The sequence below is a fragment of the Amycolatopsis speibonae genome, assembly GCF_042647925.1.
GTDB lineage: Bacteria > Actinomycetota > Actinomycetes > Mycobacteriales > Pseudonocardiaceae > Amycolatopsis > Amycolatopsis speibonae.
Map to the genome: position 1 here is coordinate 154,370 of NZ_JBHRWK010000079.1, position 21,348 is coordinate 175,717.

Annotated in this window: 23 protein-coding genes; 11 read left to right on the top strand and 12 right to left on the bottom strand. The window is 69.5% G+C overall.

Features of this window, described 5'->3' with window-relative positions; genetic code table 11:
• Position 1: 1 nt before the first annotated feature.
• Positions 2–1,357: an MFS transporter gene (locus tag ACFOSH_RS37405; RefSeq protein WP_378245293.1), complete on the bottom strand. Its 1,356-nt coding sequence runs from the start codon at positions 1,355–1,357 to the stop codon at positions 2–4.
• Positions 1,358–1,446: 89 nt separating this feature from the next.
• A complete protein-coding gene (locus ACFOSH_RS37410; protein ID WP_378245295.1) occupies positions 1,447–2,049 on the bottom strand; it encodes a TetR/AcrR family transcriptional regulator in 603 nt (200 codons plus the stop codon).
• An 89-nt stretch (positions 2,050–2,138) separates the two neighbouring features.
• Between ACFOSH_RS37410 and ACFOSH_RS37415 the strand changes: the two genes are divergently transcribed.
• Positions 2,139–3,188 (top strand): NAD(P)-dependent alcohol dehydrogenase, encoded by a 1,050-nt coding sequence (locus tag ACFOSH_RS37415; RefSeq protein WP_378245297.1) that lies wholly within the window; start codon positions 2,139–2,141, stop codon positions 3,186–3,188.
• A gap of 314 nt (positions 3,189–3,502) precedes the next feature.
• Here ACFOSH_RS37415 and ACFOSH_RS37420 read toward each other — a convergent pair whose 3' ends face one another.
• Positions 3,503–4,390 carry a CPBP family intramembrane glutamic endopeptidase gene (locus tag ACFOSH_RS37420; protein WP_378245349.1) on the bottom strand — a complete coding sequence of 296 codons (888 nt, stop codon included), beginning with the start codon at positions 4,388–4,390 and terminating at the stop codon, positions 3,503–3,505.
• A 132-nt stretch (positions 4,391–4,522) separates the two neighbouring features.
• On the opposite strand from ACFOSH_RS37420, the gene ACFOSH_RS37425 reads away from it, so the two are divergent.
• On the top strand, positions 4,523–4,906 hold the full coding sequence (locus tag ACFOSH_RS37425; RefSeq protein ID WP_378245299.1) for a hypothetical protein: 384 nt from the start codon (positions 4,523–4,525) through the stop codon (positions 4,904–4,906).
• Between the two features lie 4 nt (positions 4,907–4,910).
• On the opposite strand, the gene ACFOSH_RS37430 is transcribed toward ACFOSH_RS37425, so the two are convergent.
• Positions 4,911–5,480 (bottom strand): TetR/AcrR family transcriptional regulator, encoded by a 570-nt coding sequence (locus tag ACFOSH_RS37430; RefSeq protein ID WP_378245301.1) that lies wholly within the window; start codon positions 5,478–5,480, stop codon positions 4,911–4,913.
• A gap of 74 nt (positions 5,481–5,554) precedes the next feature.
• On the opposite strand from ACFOSH_RS37430, the gene ACFOSH_RS37435 reads away from it, so the two are divergent.
• Positions 5,555–7,294, top strand: a complete 1,740-nt coding sequence (locus ACFOSH_RS37435) for an ABC transporter ATP-binding protein (protein WP_378245303.1) — start codon at positions 5,555–5,557, stop codon at positions 7,292–7,294.
• 5 nt (positions 7,295–7,299) lie between these two features.
• Here ACFOSH_RS37435 and ACFOSH_RS37440 read toward each other — a convergent pair whose 3' ends face one another.
• The 7 genes from ACFOSH_RS37440 to ACFOSH_RS37470 all read right to left on the bottom strand — a co-directional run bounded on the left by ACFOSH_RS37440 (position 7,300) and on the right by ACFOSH_RS37470 (position 12,453).
• Positions 7,300–8,058 (bottom strand): sigma-70 family RNA polymerase sigma factor, encoded by a 759-nt coding sequence (locus ACFOSH_RS37440; RefSeq protein ID WP_378245305.1) that lies wholly within the window; start codon positions 8,056–8,058, stop codon positions 7,300–7,302.
• Entirely contained in the window at positions 8,058–9,242 is a 1,185-nt protein-coding gene (locus ACFOSH_RS37445; protein WP_378245307.1) for a PP2C family protein-serine/threonine phosphatase, read from the bottom strand. Before ACFOSH_RS37445 ends, ACFOSH_RS37440 begins: the two co-directional genes overlap by 1 nt.
• Positions 9,239–10,237, bottom strand: a complete 999-nt coding sequence (locus tag ACFOSH_RS37450) for an ATP-binding protein (protein ID WP_378245309.1) — start codon at positions 10,235–10,237, stop codon at positions 9,239–9,241. Before ACFOSH_RS37450 ends, ACFOSH_RS37445 begins: the two co-directional genes overlap by 4 nt.
• Positions 10,234–10,659, bottom strand: coding sequence for an ATP-binding protein (locus tag ACFOSH_RS37455; protein ID WP_378245311.1), 426 nt, complete (start codon positions 10,657–10,659; stop codon positions 10,234–10,236). Before ACFOSH_RS37455 ends, ACFOSH_RS37450 begins: the two co-directional genes overlap by 4 nt.
• Positions 10,649–11,047 (bottom strand): STAS domain-containing protein, encoded by a 399-nt coding sequence (locus ACFOSH_RS37460; protein ID WP_378245313.1) that lies wholly within the window; start codon positions 11,045–11,047, stop codon positions 10,649–10,651. Before ACFOSH_RS37460 ends, ACFOSH_RS37455 begins: the two co-directional genes overlap by 11 nt.
• Complete coding sequence (locus ACFOSH_RS37465) at positions 11,044–11,913, bottom strand: STAS domain-containing protein (protein WP_378245315.1); 870 nt, start codon at positions 11,911–11,913, stop codon at positions 11,044–11,046. Before ACFOSH_RS37465 ends, ACFOSH_RS37460 begins: the two co-directional genes overlap by 4 nt.
• 81 nt (positions 11,914–11,994) lie before the next feature.
• A complete protein-coding gene (locus ACFOSH_RS37470) occupies positions 11,995–12,453 on the bottom strand; it encodes a MarR family transcriptional regulator (RefSeq protein ID WP_378245317.1) in 459 nt (152 codons plus the stop codon).
• Between the two features lie 134 nt (positions 12,454–12,587).
• Here ACFOSH_RS37470 and ACFOSH_RS37475 point away from each other — a divergent pair, with 134 nt between their 5' ends.
• The 6 genes from ACFOSH_RS37475 (at position 12,588) to ACFOSH_RS37500 (ending at position 18,775) form a co-directional block, all read left to right on the top strand.
• The gene (locus tag ACFOSH_RS37475) at positions 12,588–13,778 is read left to right on the top strand and encodes a PP2C family protein-serine/threonine phosphatase (protein WP_378245319.1); all 1,191 of its coding nucleotides are present in this window, start codon (positions 12,588–12,590) and stop codon (positions 13,776–13,778) included.
• Between the two features lie 61 nt (positions 13,779–13,839).
• Positions 13,840–14,550, top strand: a complete 711-nt coding sequence (locus ACFOSH_RS37480; protein ID WP_378245321.1) for a GNAT family N-acetyltransferase — start codon at positions 13,840–13,842, stop codon at positions 14,548–14,550.
• A 60-nt stretch (positions 14,551–14,610) separates the two neighbouring features.
• Positions 14,611–15,642: an L-threonine 3-dehydrogenase gene (tdh, locus tag ACFOSH_RS37485; RefSeq protein WP_378245323.1), complete on the top strand. Its 1,032-nt coding sequence runs from the start codon at positions 14,611–14,613 to the stop codon at positions 15,640–15,642.
• Positions 15,642–16,823: a glycine C-acetyltransferase gene (locus ACFOSH_RS37490; protein WP_378245351.1), complete on the top strand. Its 1,182-nt coding sequence runs from the start codon at positions 15,642–15,644 to the stop codon at positions 16,821–16,823. The genes tdh and ACFOSH_RS37490 overlap by 1 nt, the downstream gene beginning before the upstream one ends.
• Positions 16,820–17,734 carry a LysR family transcriptional regulator gene (locus ACFOSH_RS37495; protein ID WP_378245325.1) on the top strand — a complete coding sequence of 305 codons (915 nt, stop codon included), beginning with the start codon at positions 16,820–16,822 and terminating at the stop codon, positions 17,732–17,734. The genes ACFOSH_RS37490 and ACFOSH_RS37495 overlap by 4 nt, the downstream gene beginning before the upstream one ends.
• A 39-nt stretch (positions 17,735–17,773) precedes the next feature.
• Complete coding sequence (locus ACFOSH_RS37500; protein WP_378245327.1) at positions 17,774–18,775, top strand: TerC/Alx family metal homeostasis membrane protein; 1,002 nt, start codon at positions 17,774–17,776, stop codon at positions 18,773–18,775.
• Here the strand turns inward: ACFOSH_RS37500 and ACFOSH_RS37505 are convergent.
• Entirely contained in the window at positions 18,772–19,335 is a 564-nt protein-coding gene (locus tag ACFOSH_RS37505; protein ID WP_378245329.1) for a TetR/AcrR family transcriptional regulator, read from the bottom strand. The genes ACFOSH_RS37500 and ACFOSH_RS37505 overlap by 4 nt on opposite strands.
• Before the next feature lie 81 nt (positions 19,336–19,416).
• On the opposite strand from ACFOSH_RS37505, the gene ACFOSH_RS37510 reads away from it, so the two are divergent.
• Together ACFOSH_RS37510 and ACFOSH_RS37515 are read left to right on the top strand one after the other, a co-directional pair.
• Entirely contained in the window at positions 19,417–20,475 is a 1,059-nt protein-coding gene (locus ACFOSH_RS37510) for an FAD-dependent oxidoreductase (RefSeq protein ID WP_378245331.1), read from the top strand.
• Between the two features lie 68 nt (positions 20,476–20,543).
• Positions 20,544–21,348: DUF222 domain-containing protein (locus ACFOSH_RS37515; RefSeq protein ID WP_378245353.1), on the top strand; the 805-nt coding region annotated here is incomplete at its 3' end.

The window sequence follows — 21,348 nt, forward strand, 5'->3', positions numbered from 1 at the left end:
CTCAGACGGCGCGGCGCGCGGTGAGCAGCCCGAGTGCCGAGATGGCGGCGAAGCCGAACAACAGCCACCGCGCCGACGTGACCACCGAAGATCCGCCGAGGTTGACCAGCAGACCGGCGACCGCCGCACCGAACGCCGTCGACATCGTCAGGATCGTGGCGATCGCGGCGGCGGCCTTCCCGCCTTCGCCGTCCGGCGCGGAGGTCATCGCCGCGACGGACAGATGCGGCATCGCGATGCCGATTCCCGTGCCGCCGAAGAAGAGCACGGGAAGCCAGGCGAGAACCACCGGCAGCGACGGCTGCTCGGTCTGCAGCAGACCGAGCAGGACGAACCCGGTGGCGAGGCAGGCGGGCCCGGTGAGGACGAGCCGCCGTGTCCTGCCGGCCGAAGCGCTGACGAGCTGGCTCACGGACCAGCCCAAGGACAGCGCGGCGGCGAAGAATCCCGCCGCCGCGGGCGGGAGCCCGCCCAGCCGCTGGCCGAACAACGGCAGGAACGTCTCCACGGCGACGCCGGACACCAGGACCATGATGGTCAGGTAGATCCACCGCTGACGCGAACCACGCCGGTACACCGATCCGGGCAGCACACTCGCCGTCGCGCGGTTCTCCGTCACCAGGAACGCGGCGACGAGGACGCCCCCCAGCGCGATGAAGGCCGTCATCGCGAGGCTGTCGGAGAGGATCCCGGCCACGCTCACCGCCGCGGCGGCGCCGACGACCAGTGACAGCGACGCGATCGGTGCCGGCGGTGCCTGCGCCGGGCGTTCACCGCGGGGGAGCGCCCGGGGTACGAAGATCGCCAGCGCGGCCGCCGCCACGGCCAGGATCGCGAACGCGGACCGCCACGACCCGGACTGTGCCGTGAACCCGCCGAGCGCCGGGCCCGCGAAGTTGCCGACCCCGAACATCGCGGAGATCAGGGCACTTCCTCGGCTCCACAACCGGGGCGGCAGCGCCGAATGGATGAGGGCGAAGCCCAGGCCGGTCAGCAGACCGGCACCGAGGCCCTGCACCCCGCGGCCGAGCAGAAGGACCGGCATCGACGGGCTCACCGCGCAGAGCGCCGAGCCCGCGGCGAACACGCCGAAACCGGTCAAGTAGGAACCCTTGCCCCCGAATCGGGAAAGGGCCTGGCCCACCAGCATGGTCGCGACGACCTGGGCGACCAGGAACGCTGTCATGGTCCAGGCGTACAACGGCCGTCCGCCGATGTCCTGAATCGCCGTCGGCAGGAGGCTCGCCGCCACGTAGATGGTGATCGCGCCGACGAGCACGCCACCCGCCAGTACCACCGCGGTGCTCGTATGGCGGCCCAGTTCCCGCCACGATCCGACGTCTTGCCCGATGCTCACGCGCTTCTCCTCGTTGTCGGTGGGATTGCGCTTCGCATCCTGTCGGCGTGGGGACCCCCGGTAATCGGACAAATCAGACGTGAATCACGTCACATTTTCGCGCGGCCTTCGATGGCGGCGCGGGCGGCCTCGACCGATTTCCGGACGACGACTTCGGTGGTATAGCCCTGTTTCTTGAAGACTCCGTCGAGGTGGAACGTGCCGTAGCCATGTGCCTGGGTGAACAGTTGTTCCATCAGTTCGAGTCCGTCCTGCGGCCGGTCGGCGACGGTGAGGCAGAGCATGACGAACTGGTCGGTCAGGCGACGGGTCTGCTCGTGCAGCGCGGAGTGCTCGGGGCCCTGCAAGCCGTCCGAGTAGATGATGTTCATCCCGGCCCGGCGCTCGATCAGGTAGCCCGTGTAGGCCCCGGCGGCGGCGGCGAGTGCGGAGACAGGGTCACTTTCGGCCTCGATGGCGTCGTGCACCCTGTCGGCCAGCTGGCAGGCGACGGTCGCCGCGATCGCGGCGAGCAGGCTCTCCTTGTCCGGGAAATGCCGGTAGGGCGCGCCGGGGCTCACCTTCGCGCGCCGGGCGACCTCGGCGACGGAGAACGCGCCCAATCCTTGCTCGGCGATCAGGTCGAGCGAGACCCGCACGAGTTCCGCGCGGAGGTCGCCGTGGTGGTACTTGCCGCCCATGTCGTGGATCACACCGTCCCGGTCGCGGAATATGTAAGAGACCTCTTACGCTAGTTGTAAGTGACCTCTTACATGGTCTCACTGTTTTCACGGAGGGTTTCATGACGACGACCACGCACGCCATCGCCGCGCCGTCCCCGGGCGCCGCCCTGTCGCCGACGACGATCGAGCGTCGCGACCTGCGTCCGGACGACGTGTTGATCGACATCGCGTACGCGGGGATCTGCCACAGCGACATCCACCAGGTGAAGGAGGACTGGGGCAGCGCGATCTTCCCGATGGTGCCCGGTCACGAGATCGCCGGCGTCGTCGCCGCGGTCGGCTCCGACGTGACGAGGTACCAGGTCGGGGACCGTGTCGGTGTCGGCTGCATGGTCGATTCCTGTGGTGAGTGCGAGTACTGCGTCGCGGGCAGCGAGCAGTTCTGCGTCAAGGGCAACATCCAGACGTACAACGGCGTCGGCTTCGACGGCGAGAACACCTACGGCGGCTACAGCCGTCAGATCGTCGTGAAGGACGGCTTCGTCTGCCGGATCCCGGAGGGGATCGGCCTCGACATCGCCGCGCCGCTGCTGTGCGCGGGCATCACCACCTACTCCCCGCTGAACCGCTGGGGTGCCGGACCGGGCAAGAAGGTCGCCGTCGTCGGCCTCGGCGGGCTCGGCCACATGGCGGTCAAGATCGCGGTCGCCATGAGCGCCGAGGTCACCGTGCTCAGCCAGAGCCTGAAGAAGCAGGAGGACGGGCTGAAGCTGGGTGCGAAGGACTACTTCGCGACCGGTGACGCCTCGACGTTCCAGACGCTGCGCGGCCGCTTCGACCTGATCCTCAACACCGTTTCGGCGACCCTGCCCGTCGACTCCTACCTCGGCATGCTGCGCGTCGGCGGGGCGATGGTGAACGTCGGCGCCCCCGGCGAACCGCTGTCCTACAACGCCTTCTCGCTGCTCGGCGGGAACAAGGTGCTCGCCGGTTCGATGATCGGCGGCATCGCCGAGACCCAGGAGATGCTCGACTTCTGCGCCGAGCGCGGGATCGGCGCGGAGATCGAGACGATCTCGGCCGACCAGGTGAACGTGGCCTACGACCGGGTCGAGAACAGCGACGTGCGCTACCGGTTCGTCATCGACGCGGCGACCATCGGCGCGTAGCCGGTCCTCGGTTGATCGCAGGTTCGGTCCGTGAAGGCCTCCTTGCCTACCTTCAGGGTAGGCAAGGAGGCCTTCACGGACTTGTGGATCGCCACGGTCGCCTCAGGCGCACCAGTAGTCACAGCGGCTGCGCGTGAAGGACCCCTTCCCTCGGCTGAGCCGTGGAAACTCGACCTTCGCGCCTTCCCCAAGTACGTGAAGGGGGCCTTCACGTACTGCAGGGCGGCCAGGGTGTCGTGGCGTGGTGGGTCGGGTTGGTCGTGAGTGGTAAGTGCCGTTCTAACGACACTTACCACTCACGACCATGCCGCGGCTCACATCAGCAGCAGGGGCAGGGTGTTCATGGCGGTGTGCGCGGCGATCGGTGCCCACAGGTTGCGGTAGCGCGACCACAGGTAGCCGGTGAACAGCCCGAAGAACCCTTGGAAGGCGACGATCGCGCCCAAGGTCAGGGAAAGCGATCCCTGTCCGTGTGTCGGCAGGTGCAGCCAGGCGAACAGCAGCGACGCCAGCAGGATTCCTGGCCAGCGCCCGAAAAGCGCCTCCAGTCGGGTCTGCAGCATGCCGCGGAAGAAGACCTCTTCGAGGACGTTCGCGGTGAAGAAGGTCAGGGTCGCGCCCACCGCCAGGTACACCGGGTCGGGATAGTCCTCGGCGCTGGGGAGTGGCGGGGCGAGCGGTCCCAGGACGTACAGCCAGCCGAACACGAGCACCGCGGGAATCGGCGCGAGCCATTGCCAGGCCTGTCGAGGCCGCCACGCGATGCGGAACGGATCCGGTTCTCCCCGCGGCCGAAGGGTTCGCAGAAGTACCAAGGGCAGCGCCAGGAACACGAGCGGCTTCGCGAGCGCCCAGATGTCGCGGACCAGCGCGTGCTGCCCCGCCGCGGACACCAGGAACAGCGCCAGTGGCCACAGGAAGGCGATCAGCGCCAAGGCCGTCGTCTGCCTGCTCAGCGCACGGCGGTCGGTCACCGCCGGGAGCAGTCTCGGCGCGTGGAGCGGGACCCCGTGGATCAGCAGGATCCCGGCCAGCGCGGGAATCAGCGCGCCTGCCAGGGAAAGCTCGTTGGCCGAATCCGCGGACGGTTTGATCGTGTCGTGCCCGGTCGCCAGCAGCAGCGCGGGAGCGGCCACGAACACCGTTAGCCCACCGAAGAGGATTCCCCAGGCGGCACCCGTGCGGGTGCCGGTTTTTTCCATCACCGGGAAAGGATCATCGATGCGGCGCGAGTCCGCGTCATCACTTCGGAGGACATAGGTCTGCCCTTCCGGACGTCCCTTTTGGCTCTTGCTCCGGTTTCCCGATCTCGCGAAGCTTCCGGAATGGTAGGTATGAAGCTCCGGAATTCCGTGGGGATCAGCGTGCTGTGCGCCGTGGGGATCGCGGTGGGGTCGGCCCCGCCCGCCGGTGCCGTGGCCGAGGCGGGCTACACGTGGCTGGACCTGGTCACCGGACGGGGCTACAGCGGTACCACCGCCCGGCTGTCCGGGACCGAAGCCGAAGTGCCGCCACGGGGCCCGTCGCTGGATTGCCGGGATCCGTATCTTTCCGGCTCGGGTTACGCGCTTTCCTGCTCGGGAACGGACTTCCACGTCTTCGTCGACTGTTCGAACGGCGACCGGTACGCCTACGGCCGGGGTGCGGGGGAGTACCGGATCCTTTTCACCTGTCCCAGTGGCGCGACGGTGCTGCGCGGCGGAGCTTACGGCGACTGAGACTTCAGTCGACCGCGATGATCTTTTCCAGGCTACGCAAGCACAAAGTGAGCGCTTCGTGCTTCGGTGTCTGTTCGCGGACCAGGCCCCACGCCGTGTAGAGCAGGCTCCAGAGCAGTTGCAGCAACCATTCCTTCGTCATCGCCGGATCGATCGAGCCCTCGGCGTGCCCGCGTTCGATGAGTCCCAGTAGGACACGGTCGTCGTCGCTCTCTTCCTCCCACTCGGGCCGGGTCATCAGATCCGGCATGGTGAACAGCAGCTGGAAGACGTCGGCGTGTTCGAAGTACTCCTGGCACAGCCTCGCCAGCGCGGCCGGGGCCGGGCCGTCGTCGAGCCGGGCTCGTTCGGTGCCCTGGGAGACCTTGTCGAGGGCGTCGTGGCTGATGGCGTCGATGAGGTCCGACCGCTCCGCGAAATACCGGTGCACCGTGGTGCGCCCGACGTTCGCCGCCGCCGCGATGTCGGCCAGCGTGGCGCCCGGTTGCTTCGTCAACGTCTCGATGGCCGCGTCCAGGATCGCGCGCCGGGTCCTCGCCCGGACACCCGTCTCGGTGACCACTCCCTCACTCATGCCGGTACCGTACCTCGCCCGCCAATATGGAACTCGCTTGACGATTTTAGAACATCCGTGTTCCATTGAGAACCATGAACACTCCACGATTGAAGGTGCTGTGGTCGTTCGCGCGACCGCACAAGGGGGCACTCGCGATCGGCCTGGTCCTCGCCCTGCTCGGCTCCGCGACCGGTCTCGCCACCCCCATGGTCACGAAATGGGTGCTCGACTCACTCGGTTCGTCGGCGTCACTGGCCGGACCCGTGCTGGCGCTGCTCGGCCTGATGCTGGTGGGCTCGGTGATCTGGCTGACGCAGTGGATCCTGCTCGGCACGGTCGGCGAGCGGGTGGTGCTGAAGGCACGGGAATCGATGGTGCGGCGGTTCTTCCGGGCGACGATTCCAGCGATCACCCAGCGGCCGACGGGGGAACTGGTCACCCGCGTCACCTCGGACACGGTGCTGCTGCGCGAGGCGGCGTCGTCCAGCGTGATCGGCCTGATCAACGGCGTGGTCATGCTCGTCGGGACGCTGGTGCTGATGAGCGTGCTCGACCCGGTGCTGCTGGCGACGACCGTGGCGGCCGTGCTCGTGGTGATCGCGCTGTTCGCGTGGCTCATGCCCGCCATCGCGAAGGAACAGGAGAAGGCGCAAGACCGCGTGGGCCGTCTCGGTGGCGTGCTGGAAGGCGCGCTGCGGGCGATCCGGACGGTGAAGGCCAGCCGCGCCGAAGACCGGCAGTCCGGACGGATCCTCGTCGAGGCGGAGGCCGCCACCGTGCACGGCGTCCGGGCGGTGCGGCGGCAGGCCGTCGCCTGGGTGGTGGCGTGGTCGGGGATCCAGGGCGCGATCCTGGTGATCCTCGGCCTCGGTGCCTGGCGCGTCGGCGCCGGTCTGCTGGAAGTGTCGAGTCTCATCGCGTTCCTGCTGTACGCGTTCGCACTCATGGAGCCGATCACCGAACTGAGCCAGAACATGACCGCGCTGCAGGCGGGGCTCGCCGCGGCCGGGCGGATCCGGGACATGGACGCGCTGGAAGTGGAAGAAGACAAGGTGCCCACGTCCTCGGAACCGGCCGGCGAGCAGGACGGCCCGGTACTGGAACTGCGCGGGGTGACCGCGGGCTACGGCGGCGACCCGGCCCTGCGGGACGTCTCGCTGAAGATCCCGAGACGCGGGCACACCGCGATCGTCGGGCCGTCCGGCGCGGGCAAGACCACGATGCTGTCGCTGATCATGCGGTTCGTGCGGCCGCGGTCGGGTTCACTGCTGCTGGACGGGCGTGACTACGCGGACCTGCCGTACGCGGCCGTGCGGACACGGCTGGCCTACGTCGAGCAGGAGACGCCGATCGTGCCGGGGACCATCCGGGAGAACCTGCTCTTCACCCACCCGGACGCGACCGAGGAGGAGGTGCGGCGGGCTCTCGATGAAGTCCGGCTGAGCGACAAGATCGCCGCCCTCGACGACGGCCTGGACACCCCGCTCTCCTCGACGTCGGTGTCGGGCGGGGAACGCCAGCGGATCGCGCTGGCCAGGGCGATCCTGCGCACGCCGGACGTCGTGCTGCTCGACGAGGCGACGGCGCAGGTCGACGGCCGCACCGAGAGCGCGATCCACGACTGCATCCGGCGGCTGGCCCGCGAGGGCGCGGTGGTCACCGTGGCGCACCGGCTGTCCACGGTGATCGACGCGGACACCATCGTGGTGATGGAGGACGGCCGGGTAAGGGCGAGCGGCAGCCATGAGCAGCTGCTGGCCACCGACACGCTCTATCGGGAACTGGTGGAGGCACTGCGGATCGCGGGGGAGGGTGCCCCGGTCCCCGGCTGATCCGCTCAGGCGGGGATGGCGCGGACGCCCGGCGGCATCTCGCGGTTGACCTCGTCGAGCCGGACGGCGACGGTCCGGCAGGGTTCGCAGTCCGCCAGATGCGCGGCGATCAGATCCGCCCGGCGCCCCGGCACCCCGCCGCGGAGCCACGCGCCCATCCGGCGCCGGGCTTCCTGGCAGCACGGCGTTCCCGTCTCGGGGACCTGCGCCTGAAGGAAGGCCTGGCGCAGTCCTTCGCGGGCCCGCAAGGCCAGGACCGAGGCACCGTTGGGGGACACCCCCAGCAGCGGGGCGATCACTTTCGGGGAATCGCCTTCGGCCTCGGTCCGCCACAGCACGGTCCGCCAGCGGCCGGGGAGCGCGCAATAGGCGGTCCACGCCAGCCGGGCGTTCGAGCGGAGGATGAGGAGTTCTTCCGCGCCCGCGGCCCCGGCGGCCACCTCGATCGCCGGGGTCGTGCCGTACAACTCGACCCGTTTGTGGTGGTGGCTCCATTTGGCCACGAGGTTCCGCATGGTGACCGCGAGATAAGGGCGGAGGTTCTCCCGGGGGCCGCCCCCGGAGCGGATCACGCTCAGCACGCGCACGAAGGCCTCGGCCACGAGGTCGTCCCGTTCGGCGGGTTCGGCGACCCAGCCCGCCGCGATCCGGCGGAGCGGTTCGGCGTGCCGCCGGAACAGCGCTTCGCCGGCGGCGATGTCACCGGCGCGGAAGGCGTCGAGCAGCGCGGCGTCCGCTGCGTCCGGCTCGGCGTCTTCCCTCATCACGGGTCACCGTAACCCGGACGGTGCCGGATCGCGATGACCACGGTGTCGTCGGCGTGCAGGACGATGTCGAGCATCTCGGTGGCCAGGACGTCCGGGATGTCCGCGGTCGGCCGTCCGGCGTTGCGTCGCGCGGCCGCGAGCAGTCGTTCTTCTCCTTCCTGGAAGTCTTTGCGGCTTTCGACGAGACCGTCGGTGTAGAGGACGACCAGGTCGCCGTCGGCGAGGGTGCGGTGGACGAGGCTTTTGCTGCCGGGGTCGGGGAAACCGACGCCCCGGCCCGACGTCGGGGCGGCGAGCAGTTCGGTGACACCGGCCGAAGTGACCAGTACCGGACGCGGATGGCTGCCGTTGGCGAAGGTGACTTCGCCGTTCGCCGGATCCAGCCGGGCCAGCAGCACGGTCGCCATCAGATCGGGCTCGATCGTCGCGAGCGCGCGGGCGGTGCGGCCGATCAGGTCGCGGAACGGATGACCCTCCAGCGCCAGGGTCCGGATGGCGTGGGTGACGGTCAGGGCGTGCCGGGTGGAGGTGACGCCGTGCCCGACGGCGTCGACGAGGGTGATGTGGACGCAACCGTCGGGCAGCACGAACCAGTCGTAGAGATCCCCGCCGGTCGGGGAATCCTGCTGGCTCGGCGCGTAGTGCACGGCCAGTTCGAAGGGCCCGGCGGGCGGTGGCGGCGGGCGCAGCGCGTCTTCCAGCTCGCGGAAGATCACCGCGTGCGCCTTCCGGAGCTGCTCGTCCCGTTCCTCCAGCTCGACGTACATCGCGAGCACGCCGCTGTTCGTCTCGGCCAGTTCGTGTTTGAGCTCGCGCTGATCCTTGGTGACCGCGTCCGCGCGGGCGACCAGCGCCAGCATCTCGTCCCTGGTGGCTTCCTCGTCGTCGGCCGCCACTGGGACCGGCTCGATGCCCGCGTCGAGATGCCAGGTCAGGCTCGCGCCGTCGCCCGCGGCGGGAAGCAGGGGAAGGGTGTTGCGCTGACGCTGTCCGACGGGCCGGGACGATTCGAGCGTGACGGAAAGCCTGCCGTCGGCCGTGGCTGTCGAAAGTTCCGGCGCGGGACCGGCTTCGGCGAGCAGACTCACCGCGAGCACCAGCCGCGCGCGTTGTTCGGCCGGGACACCGGCGGCCGCGCACGCCTCGCGCACGTGGCGGCGCAACCGGACGGCGTCTGTCACGAAAGTCCCTTTCCCGGGCCGAAGGCGATCAACGCGGCGTCGTCGCGAAGGTCGCGGTGGCGGTGAGCCAGATCCGCGGCGAAGAGTGCCGTGGCCGGAAGCGGCCCGAGCGCGGCCGGACCGCGCCAGGCGGTGCCGATGCCGTCGGTGTGCAGGACGAGAAGTTCGTGGCCGCTCAAGGGAAGCGTCCGTACCCGGACCGGCGGCAGGGTGAAGCCGACGACACCCGGGACGCTCAGCAACGGCCGCGTCTGCCCCGGCGTCAGCACGAGACCGCTGATGTTGCCGACACCGCAGAACTCGAGCCCGCCTTCGGAAAGCCGGACGAGCGCGACCGCCGCGCCGCGGGTCTGCCGCAGCGTCCGGTGCATGGCGTCCAGGTGCTCGGGCAGCGGCCGGTCCGGATCGTGGCGGAACACGCCGATCGCGGCTTCCGCGGCGTCACTCGCTTCGGGGCCGTGGCCGAGCCCGTCGACGAGGATCGCCGTCCGGACACCGGGCATCGCCGAGACCGCCAACGCGTCGCCGCACCGCTCTTCGCCTTCGCGGGGGAGCCGGACGTGCGCGAGATCGACGCCCTGGTGCCCGGGCGCGAGGATCCTGGCGGCGGCGACGGTGCCGATGCCCGCCTCGGACCGGATGCGGAACTCGGTCGCGAGCCTGCCGACGGCGCCGAGGCCGGTGCCGAGCGTTTCCGTGGTCGTGTTGCCGTCGACCCGCCAGTGCGCCAGATCGGCCATCCCCGGGCCGGTGTCCACGGCGTGGATCTCCACCCCCGGACCGGCGAGTGAGCGCTGGACGAAGACCGCGCCGCCGCCGGCGTGCTTGTCGAGATTGCCCGCCAGTTCCGAGGTGACGACGGCGGTGCGTTCGGCGAGGACTTCGGAAAGACCCGCTTCGGCCGCGACCTCGCGAGCGGCCCGTGTCGCGGCGTAGACCGCGCTGATGTGATCGATGTGGATCAGGCGGGTGAGCGCCGCGTCGACGACGGTCATGGCTTCCAACGGACGACGGTGACCGTGGTGCCCTCGCCGGGGGCGGTGTCGATGGTGAACTCGTCGACCAGCCGCCGGGTGCCGCCGAGGCCGTGCCCGAGCCCGGCGCCGGTGCTGAACCCGTCGGTCATGGCCTGCTCGACGTCCCCGATGCCGGGCCCCTCGTCGCGGACGGACAGGGCGATCCCCACCCGCCCCCGGCGGTCCCGCGCCACGGCGATGGTCATCGTGCCGCCACCGCCGTGGATGTAGGCGTTGCGCACGAGTTCGCTGGCGGCGGTCACGATCTTCGTCTGGTCGACGATCGAGAAGCCGGCCGCGACCGCGTCGGCCCGGACCGCGTGCCGGGCGGTGAGCAGATCCTCTTCGGCGCGCACGGCGTGCTCGCGCGCTTCGGGGGCGGTTAGCTCGTCAGGAAGCACGAGGCGCCTCTCCGGCGACCTCGGCGGGACGTCTCCATCCCAGGAGTTCCATGGCTTGTTCCGCGTTGAGCGCGGTCTGGACGCCGGTGAGCCGCAAACCCAGTTCGGACAGCGTGATCGCGACGGCGGGGCGCATCCCGGCGACGATCATCCTGGCGCCGAGCAGCCGTCCGGTGGCGGCCAGCTCCATCAGCACCCGTGCGACGAACGAGTCGATGATCTCCAGCCGGGAGACGTCGAGGATGACCCCGCGGATCCCCTCGTCGGAGATCCGGGTGGTGAGTTCGTCGGTGAGCTGCAGCGCGGTCGTGTCGTCGAGGTCGCTCAGCAGCCCACCGATCAGGATGTCCCCGAGCCGCAGGATCGGCAGGCCCGCGCGCGCGGTCACCCGGTCACCACGCCGGGCCGGGCGTGGTCGTCGATCAGCCGCATCGCCGTGGCCAGCGCGTCCGCGAGCGAACCGCGGGTTTCGATATGCGAGAGGTCGATGCCGAGCTGGGTGACGGTCTGCGCGATCGACGGCCGGATCCCGCTGATCAGGCATTCCGCGCCCATCAGCCGGACCGCGCTGACGGTCTGCAGGAGGTGCTGCGCCACCGCTGTGTCCACTGTGGACACTCCGGTGATGTCGATGATCGCCACCCTCGCCTCGTGGGCCTGGATCGCCTCCAGGAGGCTGGTCATCACCACCTGGGTGCGGGCGCTGTCGAGAGTGCCGATCAGGGGGACCGCCAGCACCTGGCGCCACAGCCGCACCACCGGGGTGGACAGTTCCAGCATCTGCTGGTGCTGCCGCCGGATGATCTCTTCCCTGCCTTCGACGTACACCGAGAACGTGAGCAGGCTCGCGGCGTCGAGGAACCGGTTCACCTGCAGCGAAGCCTGGTAGCGGACGTCGGGGTCCTCGGTGTGGATTTCGAGGGCGGCCAGTGTGGTGCGCTTCAACGCGAAGATCGCCATGGCGGTGGAGGTCGGCGCGGCACCGGCGCGGGCCCGTCGCTCGGACAGACCCCGCAGCGCGGCGCGGACGGCTTCGTCGCGGTCGACGATCCGTTCCAGGCGCAGTTCGGTGCCGAGCGCCCCGCGGAGCGCGCCGAGCAGTTCCTTGGCCTCGCGCCGCAGTTCCTGCTCACCGGTCCAGGCGGGCGAATCGGTCAGCTGCCGTCGGACCCAGTCCTCGGCCAGGTCTTCCTGACCGGCGTCGAAGATCCGTGACAGCAGGTCCCGGACGGCGGAGTCGTCGGTCCCCAGCACCCACACCTCCAGGGGTGGTCAACAATTGTCATATGACAACAGTGACCCTACTCCAGTAGCGGCGAGCGCACCCTGTGGGCGTCAGAACTCCGCCGCGGCCTCGCGGAACTCGCGGAGACCGGCGGCGAGCGCCGTCCTGGCCTCCGGGGTGAGCTTCCCCAGCACCGAGTCCAGGCTTTCGCGGCGGCGTGCCCGCAGGTCACGCAGGTAGGCGCGGCCTCGGTCGCTGAGCCGCAAGGTGACCTCGCGACGGCTTTGCGTACCGGGCAGCCTGTCGATGAACCCGACGGCTTCCAGCCTGTCACACAGGCGGCTCACCAGCGGCGGGGTCGAACCGAGCAGCTCGGCGAGCGCGCGCAGGTTCAAGCCGTCGTGGTGGTCGAGTGCCACGACGGCGCGTACTTGGGACGTCGACAGCGGACGCGGTGACGCCTCGCGAGCGCGTTCGAACATGATCTCGAGCAGCTCCGCCGTCTCGGTCACCGCCGCCGCCACCGTTTCGGTGCCGGGCGGCTCGAAGGACCGATTCACGACACCCACTCTCGCATCCTTATGCTGAACTTGTCAGCTCAGCTCGTCGCGGCACGCCCAACGGCCGGTCCGCCTGCGCGATGCGGACTGCTTCGCCGGTGTCCGAGTGCGACCCCGGTTTCCCGGCGTGCGGAGGCGACGAAGTGGACAGATCCCTGGCTGTCGAGCGGATTCTGAGAGACGTCCAGCCACATTATTTGCTCGACGGCCTGCGTTCGGCGCTCAAGGAGCATTTCGGCGCCGTTGCCGTCGACCTGCTGATGGCCGACTACAGCCTCGCCGAATTGCGGCGGGTGACCGTGCTGCCCTACACCACCGATCCGGTTCCGGTGGCGGGAACGACGGCGGGTGAGGCCTTCACCACGCAGTGCGCGACGTTCGAGACCGTCGAGGACGGCATTCGTGCCCACCTTCCGGTCTCCGTGCGCGGAGACCGGCTCGGCATCCTTGTCGTCACGCTCCCCGAAGAGCAGGAACCGCCCGTCTGGGCCGAACTCGGCCGGTTCGCCGAGGCGCTCGCCCACGAGGTCTTCGTCGCCGATCGCGACACCGACCTCTACGTGCAGGCGCGCCGGTCTTCCCGGCTCACCCTCGCCGCCGAGATGCAGTGGCAGCTGCTCCCCGGCCGCGCGTGCGCCCGTCCGGAATTCGCCCTCGGCGGGCAGCTCGAACCCGCGTACGCCATCTACGGCGACTGCTTCGACTGGTCGGCCTCGGCGCGCAAACTGTCGGTCACGCTGGTCAACGGCATGGGGGACGGCGCGAGCGCGGCGCTGCTGACCAACCTCGCCGTCAACGCGCTCCGCAACGCCCGGCGGGCCGGGATCCCGCTCGACGCCCAGGCCGAGCTGGCCGATCAGGCCCTCTACGCCCAGTACCGGGGCCAAGAACACGTCGCGACCCTTCTGCTGGAGTTCGACCTCGCGACCGGCGCGATCGACGCCGTCGACGCCGGATCGCCCCGACTGTGGCGGTTTCGCGGCGGCAAGACCGAGCGGGTCGCCTTCGACGAGCAGCTGCCGCTCGGCACCTTCGAAGACACCTCTTACACCGTCGAACGCCTGCAGGCGCTTCCCGGCGACCGCTTCGTGTTCGTGAGCGACGGCGTCTACAACGTGGCGGGCCCGCACGGCGAGCTCTACGGGGACCGTGAACTGGCCGAGGCCGTCATCGCGACCGCGGACCTGGCCGCGGCCCACGTGCCGAGGGCGGTTCTCGCCGAGCTGGGCGAGCACCGAGGCGGCGGACCCGCCGCCGACGACGCGATGGTCGTCTGCCTCGACTGGTTCGGGCCGAACCCCGGCGCGGACTTCGCGGTGGCCGCCGGATCCTGACCGGCCGTGCCCAGGATGCGGGAGCGGGAATGAAAGCGCGCCCGCCGGTGTCGCAGCCGTCATGGTCACTCCTCTCGACGATCCGGTCTGGGCATCGCTGACCGGTCCGCACGCCCGCTTCGCCGAACGCTCGGGCCAAGTCCTGCGCTATCAGGTCGACGTCGCTCCCTTCTTCGCCCTGCCGCCCGAGCCGGACGAGGGTGTCTGGGCCGACGTCGCCGCGCTGGCGAGCCCGGGCGAGACGGTCACCGTCCACAACGACCTGCCCGTCCCGGCGGACTGGGAAGTCCTCGACAGGATCGCCGGTGTCCGGCTGGTCGACGTCGCGCTCGAAGCCGCCGAAGACCCCGAGGCCGTCCGGCTGGGGCCGGACGACGTCCCGGAGATGCTGGACCTCGTCGAGCGGACCAAACCCGGGCCGTTCCGGAAGCGGACCGTCGAGCTGGGGACATACCTGGGAATCCGGCGCGGTGGAGCCCTGGTCGCGATGGCGGGGGAGCGGCTGCACCCGCCCGGCTGGACCGAGATCAGCGCCGTCTGCACCGACCCCGCGTATCGCGGTCAGGGGCTGGCGACCCGGCTCGTCCGCGCGGTGGCGGCGGGAATCCGGGCCCGGGGCGAGCGGCCGATGATGCACGCGGCGGCGGGGAACACCTCGGCCATCCGCCTGTATCAGTCGATCGGGTTCGAACTGGTACCGCGGCCGGACTTCGTGGTGGTCCGCGTGCCAGGGGTTCCCGCGGCTCCGGCCACTCTTGTGAAGACACGCTAACGAGGGATTTCAGAAACTCGCGATGGACTGAACAGCGCTCCCCGCGCCAGACTTCGCGCCATGAAGGCATTGGTCAAAGCCGACCGAGCACCAGGGCTTGAACTCACCGACGTGCCGGACCCGGTCGTCGGCCCCGGCGACGTCGCGGTCCGCGTGCTGCGCGCCGGGATCTGCGGTACCGACCTGCACATCGACTCCTGGGACGACTGGGCGGCGCGCACCATCGCCGCGCCGCTGGTCATCGGGCACGAGTTCGTCGGCGAGGTGGTCGAGATCGGCCGGTCGGTGACGACGGTCAAGGTCGGCGACCTGGTCAGCGGCGAGGGGCATCTGGTCTGCGGGAACTGCCGCAACTGCAAGGCGGGGCGCCGTCACCTGTGCGCCCGGACCAAGGGCCTCGGCGTGCACACCGACGGCGCCTTCGCGCAGTACGCCGTCCTGCCCGAGATGAACGCCTGGGTGCACCGCACCAAGGTCGACCTCGACATCGCCGCGATCTTCGACCCGTTGGGCAACGCCGTGCACACCGCGCTGTCCTTCCCCGTCATCGGGGAGGACGTGCTGGTCACCGGCGCCGGCCCGATCGGCATCATGGCCGCCGCCATCGCGCGCCACGCCGGGGCGCGCAACGTCGTCGTCACCGACGTCAGCGAGCACCGCCTGGAACTGGCCCGCAAGGTCGGCGTCGACCTCGCGCTGGACGTCTCCTCCTCGACCATCGCGGACGCGCAGGAACGGCTCGGCATGGCCGAAGGCTTCGACGTCGGCATGGAGATGAGCGGGCGCCCCGAGGCGCTGCGCGAAATGATCGCGAACATGTCACACGGCGGCCGGGTCGCGCTGCTCGGCCTGCCCGCCTCCGACGTGTCGGTCGACATCGCGTCCGTGGTGCTGAAGATGATCCAGATCAAGGGGATCTACGGGCGCGAGATGTTCGAGACGTGGTACTCGATGTCCGTGCTGCTGCAGGCCGGGCTGGACATCTCGCCGGTGATCACCCACCGGTTCGGCTACACCGAGTACGAGAAGGCGTTCGCGACGGCCAGGGAAGGCCGCTGCGGCAAGGTCATTCTGGATTGGACGGAGAACTGATGTACGGCGCGATGCGCGACGACCTCAAGGCCGGGCTCGCCGAGATCCGGGAAGCCGGGCTGTACAAGGGCGAGCGGGTGATCCAGGGGCCGCAGCGGGCTTCGGTCAGTGTCGCCGAGGGCGACGTCCTCAACTTCTGCGCCAACAACTATCTCGGCCTCGCCGACCACCCCGCGCTGGTCAAGGCCGCGCAGGAGGCGCTGGACCGCTGGGGCTTCGGCATGGCGTCGGTGCGGTTCATCTGCGGGACCCAGCAGCCGCACAAGGAACTCGAGGCGAAGCTCTCGGAGTTCCTCGGCACCGAGGACACGATCCTCTACAGCTCGTGTTTCGACGCCAACGCCGGGCTCTTCGAGACGTTGCTGACCGACCAGGACGTCATCATCTCCGACGAGCTCAACCACGCGTCGATCATCGACGGCGTCCGGCTGTGCAAGGCGAAGCGGATGCGTTACCGCAACCGCGACGTCGCGGATCTGGAAGCCCGGCTGAAGGAGGCTTCCGGCGCGAGGTACCGGATGATCGCCACCGACGGCGTGTTCTCGATGGACGGCTACCTCGCACCGCTCGACGAGATCTGCGAGCTGGCCGAGCGCTACGACGCGCTGGTGATGGTGGACGACTCGCACGCCGTCGGCTTCACCGGCCCGACCGGGCGCGGCACGCCGGAGCTGTTCGGCGTGCAGGACAAGGTCGACGTCCTCACCGGCACCCTCGGCAAGGCCCTCGGCGGGGCGAGTGGCGGCTACACCTCGGGCCGCGCGGAGATCGTCGAGATGCTGCGGCAGCGTTCGCGGCCGTACCTGTTCTCGAACTCGCTCGCGCCGTCGATCACGGCCGCGGCGCTCGCCACGCTGGAACTGCTGGACTCCTCGGGTGAGCTGCTGACCAAGCTGCGGGCGAACACCGAGCTGTTCCGGCGCCGGATGACAGAGGCGGGTTTCGACCTGCTCCCCGGCGAGCACCCGATCATCCCGGTGATGATCGGCGACGCCGCCAAAGCGGGCAAGATGGCGGATCTGCTGCTCGACCAGGGCATCTACGTGGTCGGCTTCTCGTACCCGGTGGTGCCGCACGGCAAGGCCCGGATCCGGACCCAGATGTCGGCCGCGCATTCGACGGACGACGTGAACCGTGCGGTGGACGCGTTCGTGACGGCAAGGTCCATGATGGGTGAATGATCGATCCGCGACGGCTGCGGGTACTGCGCGCACTCGCCGACCACGGCACCGTGACGGCGGCGGGCCAGGCGCTGCACCTGACGCCGTCCGCGGTCTCCCAGCAGCTGGCCGCCCTCGAAGCCGAGTGCGGCCAGCAGCTGCTCCGCCGATGGGGCCGCCGGGTTTCGCTGACCCCCGCCGGTGAGCTGATGGTGGTGCACGCCAACGCCGTCGCCGCCGAACTGGAACGGGCGCGGGCCACGCTGGCCGCGCTCGATTCCGGGCTGCGGGGGATGGTGCGGCTGGCGAGCTTCGCCTCCGCGATCACGATGGTCGTCGCGCCGGCCATCGCCTCGCTGCGCGCCGGCTCGCCCGGGGTCTCCATCCAGGTGCAGGACGTCGAGGGGCACGCGAGCATCCCGCTGCTGCTCGACGGTGAGGTCGACCTGGCGATCACCGAGGAGTACCGGCTCTCGCCACGAACGGATGAAAGCAGGCTCACCCGGTTCCCGTTGTACGTGGAGCCGTTCGACGTCGTGCTGCCCACCGCGCACCGGCTCGCGGAATCGTCCGAAGTGGACATCGACGAACTCGCCGACGACGAGTGGATCGCCCCGAAACCCGGGAATCCCTGCCGTGACGTGCTGATGATCGCGTGCGCCAACCCGGAGATCCGGCACGTCTCCGACGACTTCCACGCGATCACCACCCTGGTGGCCGCGGGTGAGGGCGTGGCTTTGGTGCCGCGCAACGCTTTCACCGGCGTTCCCGGGGCCGTCGCCGTCCCGTTGCGCGGCGAACCGCCGCTGCGCCGCGTGTTCGCCGCCGTCCGGCGGGGGAGCGCGGATCATCCTCTGCTCAAGACCGTGCTCGCCGCGCTACTGGACGCGGCGCCGGGTCATGCGAATGCGGACCGGGGGAGTCGCGCTTAGGATCTGGGCACCTGCCGCCGAACGAAAGACAGGGTCCGGATGCTCCAGATCGATGGCCTCACCTGGACTCTGACGATCGGGTTGGTGCTCGGGCTCCTGGCACTCGACCTCATCCTCGCGGCCGCGCGGCCGCACAAGGTCGGTTTCGGCGAAGCGGTGGCCTGGTCGATCGGCTACATCCTGGTCGCCGTGGCGTTCGGCGTCTGGCTGACGCTGGCGCACGGCGGCGACTTCGGGCAGCAGTACTTCGCGGGTTACATCGTGGAGAAGAGCCTGTCCGTCGACAACCTCTTCGTCTTCGTGATCATCATGAGCACCTTCGCGGTGCCCGAAGAACACCAGCACAAGGTGCTCACGTTCGGCATCGTCGTCGCGCTGATCATGCGCGGGATCTTCATCGCGCTCGGCGCCACGCTGCTTTCGCTGTTCTCCTTCATGTTCCTGCTGTTCGGGTTGCTGCTGATCTACACCGGGGTCCAGCTGTTCCGGCACCGGGACGAGGATCCGGACGTCGAGAACAACGTCGTGGTGCGGACCGCGCGCCGCCTGCTGCCGCTGTCCACCGAGTACGACGGCGGGAAGCTGTTCACCCGGCTCGAAGGGAAACGGGTGGGCACGCCGCTGGTGGTGGTGCTGCTCGCGATCGGCGGGATCGACCTGCTGTTCGCGCTGGACTCGATCCCCGCGGTCTTCGGCGTCACCGACGAGCCGTACCTGGTCTTCGCCGCCAACGCCTTCGCCCTGCTGGGCCTGCGCGCGCTGTACTTCCTGGTGAAGGGCCTGCTCGATCGCCTGGTGTACCTGTCGGCCGGGCTCGCGGTGATCCTCGGGTTCATCGGGATCAAGCTGATCCTGCACTGGGCCCACGTGGACATCAGCGAGAGTGTCCCGGAGATCTCGACGCCGGTCAGCCTCGCGGTGATCATCGGCATTCTCGTCGTGGTGACGGTGGCGAGCCTGCTCAAGACCCGGAACGACCCGTCCGCGAAGGCGCATCCGGGCTCGCTGCGCGGCTCCCGTCCCGAGTCCGAAGAGGACTAGCGCCAGCCGTGGGCGAGGAGGTCGAAGATCTCCTCGACGGCCTTCTCGGGATCCGGCTTGCCACGGGTGAGCGCCGGGATGTCCAGGACGAACCTCGCCAGCGCGCGGGAAGCCGTGTCTTCGGGATCGACGCCGGCGTCCTCGGCGATGGCGAGGCCGAGAGCCGCGGCGTGCCGGGTCCACAGGCGTTCGCCGTACTCCTGCAGCGCGGGAGTGCCGCTCACCAGCGCGGTGAACTCGGGGTACTGGGGATGGGCCGTGAGCGGGAGCCAGGTGGCGAGCACGTACTGACGTAGCGCCTCGACGACGCTCTGGCCTGCTTCGCGCTCCCGTACGGCGGCGATCAGGTTCGCTTCGCGGTCCTGGGACTCGTCGAAGACAAGAGCTTCCTTGCCGGGGAAGTGCTTGAACAGCGTCGTCGTCGACACGTCGGCCGCCTCGGCGATGTCGCGGATGCTCACCTGGTCGTAGCCCCGCTCCAGGAACAACTTCAAGGCGGCGTCCGCCAATGCCTGGCGGGTGGCTGCCTTCTTGCGTTCACGCCGTCCCGGTGTCTCCATGAGCTCACTCTACCCCATTAGTTGTCACGGTCACTAAGTTGACTCGTTGCACTTTTCAACTCGTTCTGCTTTTCTGGGGACATGACGATCAGCATCATCGGAGCGGGCCCCGGCGGCCTGACCTGCGCCCGCATCCTGCAGAAGCACGGCGTCCCCGTGACGGTCTACGAACGCGACCCGCATCCCCAGGCCCGTAACCAGGGCGGCACCCTCGACCTGCACGCGGAGGACGGGCAGCTGGCCCTGCGCGAAGCCGGCCTGCTCGACGAGTTCTTCGCGCTCTGCCGCCCCGAAGGGCAGGAGATGCGGAAGCTGGACCCCGCGGGCACGCTTTTGGAACACCACCTCCCGGCCGAAGGGGAGCTGTTCAAACCGGAGATCGACCGAGGGCAGCTCCGTGGTCTGCTGCTGGATTCGCTCGAGCCGGGCACCGTGCGGTGGGGTTCTGTTCTGGAGAGTGTCGAGCTCCCGGGGCGCTTGCGGTTCGCCGACGGGACGACCGTCGAGACGGATCTGGTCATCGGTGCCGACGGCGCGTGGTCACGGGTGCGCCCGGCGGTGTCGACGGCGGTGCCCGAGTACGCCGGGATCACCTTCCTGGAGGCCTGGTTCGACGACGTCGAGAACGCGCACCCCGAACTCGCCGCGCTCGTCGGCCAGGGCGGCGCGATGGCGGCCGACGGCGATCGCTGCCTGTTCGCCCAGCGCAACAGTGGCGACCACATCCGGGTCTACATCATCCAGCGCCTGCCCGTGGACTGGGTCGGGTCTCGTGACACCCCGGAGATCCGCAGCCGGCTGCTCGACGCGTTTGCCGGGTGGTCGCCGTCCATGGTGCGGATGATCACCGACAACGACGGGTCCTATGTGGACCGTCCGTTGTTCGTCCTGCCGGTCCCGCACACGTGGGAGCACACGCCGTCGATGACCTTGCTCGGCGATGCCGCCCACCTGATGCCGCCGCTCGGTGTCGGCGTCAATCTGGCCATGCTCGACGCTCGCGAGCTCGCTCTCGCGCTGGCCGGTTCCGTGAGTGTCGGTGAAGCTGTTGCGGCTTATGAGAAAACGATGCTTCCCCGGTCGGAGAAGTACGCGCGGCAGCTGGAGAACGGCGCTGAAGGCTTGCTCGAACTGGACTGACCGTTGCCGGAAATCGGCGACGTTCTTCGTGGCCGAAATTGTCGGTGGGGCGTTGTACGGTTCTGCGCGTGGACACAAACACAGCCCTTTTGGCTTCCCCCAAGGAAAACATTGATCCTCGCACGCTCGATGACGAAGCGTGTGTGGCACTGGCGCAGGCGGCGTCGGCGGATATCGCCCGGTTGGAGGCGGTCCGGTTCCGTGCGATCGCGCAGCTGTCTCGTCATCGCGATGGCGCCTCCAGTGTGGTGCAGGAGGTGGCGTTCGCGTTGTCCGTTGTGGACGGTCATGCGGGTGCGCTGGTGTCCACGGCGGAGGCGCTGACGACCCGCCTGCCCCGCACGCTGAGTTTGATGGACCTGGGGTTGGTGAGCGGCGCGGGTGCGGCGAAGGTCGCCGCGGCGACCACGTGGCTGTCGGACGACAATGCCCGCGCCGTGGATGCGTTGCTGGAGGATCGGTTGGAGGGCAGGAACACCGAGCAGATCCGGAAAGCGGCCAGTCACGCGGCGGGGATCGTGGACAAGGAAGGGGCGGCGCGGCGTACCGAACACCACCGCGCAGGCCGCCGTCTGACGCTGCGCCAGGGTGAGGCGGGGGTGGCGTCGATCGAGGTCGAGGACGGTCCGGTGGAGAAGGTGGCGGCCGCGTTTGTGCGGATCGATCGGGAAGCGCGGGCGCTGAAGACCGGTGGTGAGACCCGCACCCTCGATCAGCTCCGCGCCGATGTCGCGCTCGACCTCCTCCTCGGTGGTCAGGGCGGGAGGACGGAACGGTCGGAGGTGTTCCTGTACATGGATCTGGCCACCTATCTCGGGTTGAACGAGGATCCGGCGGAGCTGGCCGGGCATGGCCATATCCCGGCGTCGTTGG

Bases quoted from the DNA above. Each gene is read 5' to 3' on its own strand.
- ACFOSH_RS37495 (WP_378245325.1), top strand. From the start codon at position 16,820: ATGATCGATCCGCGACGGCTGCGGGTACTGCGCGCACTCGCCGACCAC.
- ACFOSH_RS37505 (WP_378245329.1), bottom strand. From the start codon at position 19,335: ATGGAGACACCGGGACGGCGTGAACGCAAGAAGGCAGCCACCCGCCAG.
- ACFOSH_RS37415 (WP_378245297.1), top strand. From the start codon at position 2,139: ATGACGACGACCACGCACGCCATCGCCGCGCCGTCCCCGGGCGCCGCC.
- ACFOSH_RS37420 (WP_378245349.1), bottom strand. From the start codon at position 4,390: ATGGAAAAAACCGGCACCCGCACGGGTGCCGCCTGGGGAATCCTCTTC.
- ACFOSH_RS37500 (WP_378245327.1), top strand. From the start codon at position 17,774: ATGCTCCAGATCGATGGCCTCACCTGGACTCTGACGATCGGGTTGGTG.
- ACFOSH_RS37510 (WP_378245331.1), top strand. From the start codon at position 19,417: ATGACGATCAGCATCATCGGAGCGGGCCCCGGCGGCCTGACCTGCGCC.
- ACFOSH_RS37425 (WP_378245299.1), top strand. From the start codon at position 4,523: ATGAAGCTCCGGAATTCCGTGGGGATCAGCGTGCTGTGCGCCGTGGGG.
- ACFOSH_RS37440 (WP_378245305.1), bottom strand. From the start codon at position 8,058: ATGAGGGAAGACGCCGAGCCGGACGCAGCGGACGCCGCGCTGCTCGAC.
- ACFOSH_RS37450 (WP_378245309.1), bottom strand. From the start codon at position 10,237: ATGACCGTCGTCGACGCGGCGCTCACCCGCCTGATCCACATCGATCAC.
- tdh (WP_378245323.1), top strand. From the start codon at position 14,611: ATGAAGGCATTGGTCAAAGCCGACCGAGCACCAGGGCTTGAACTCACC.
- ACFOSH_RS37490 (WP_378245351.1), top strand. From the start codon at position 15,642: ATGTACGGCGCGATGCGCGACGACCTCAAGGCCGGGCTCGCCGAGATC.
- ACFOSH_RS37430 (WP_378245301.1), bottom strand. From the start codon at position 5,480: ATGAGTGAGGGAGTGGTCACCGAGACGGGTGTCCGGGCGAGGACCCGG.
- ACFOSH_RS37435 (WP_378245303.1), top strand. From the start codon at position 5,555: ATGAACACTCCACGATTGAAGGTGCTGTGGTCGTTCGCGCGACCGCAC.
- ACFOSH_RS37480 (WP_378245321.1), top strand. From the start codon at position 13,840: ATGGTCACTCCTCTCGACGATCCGGTCTGGGCATCGCTGACCGGTCCG.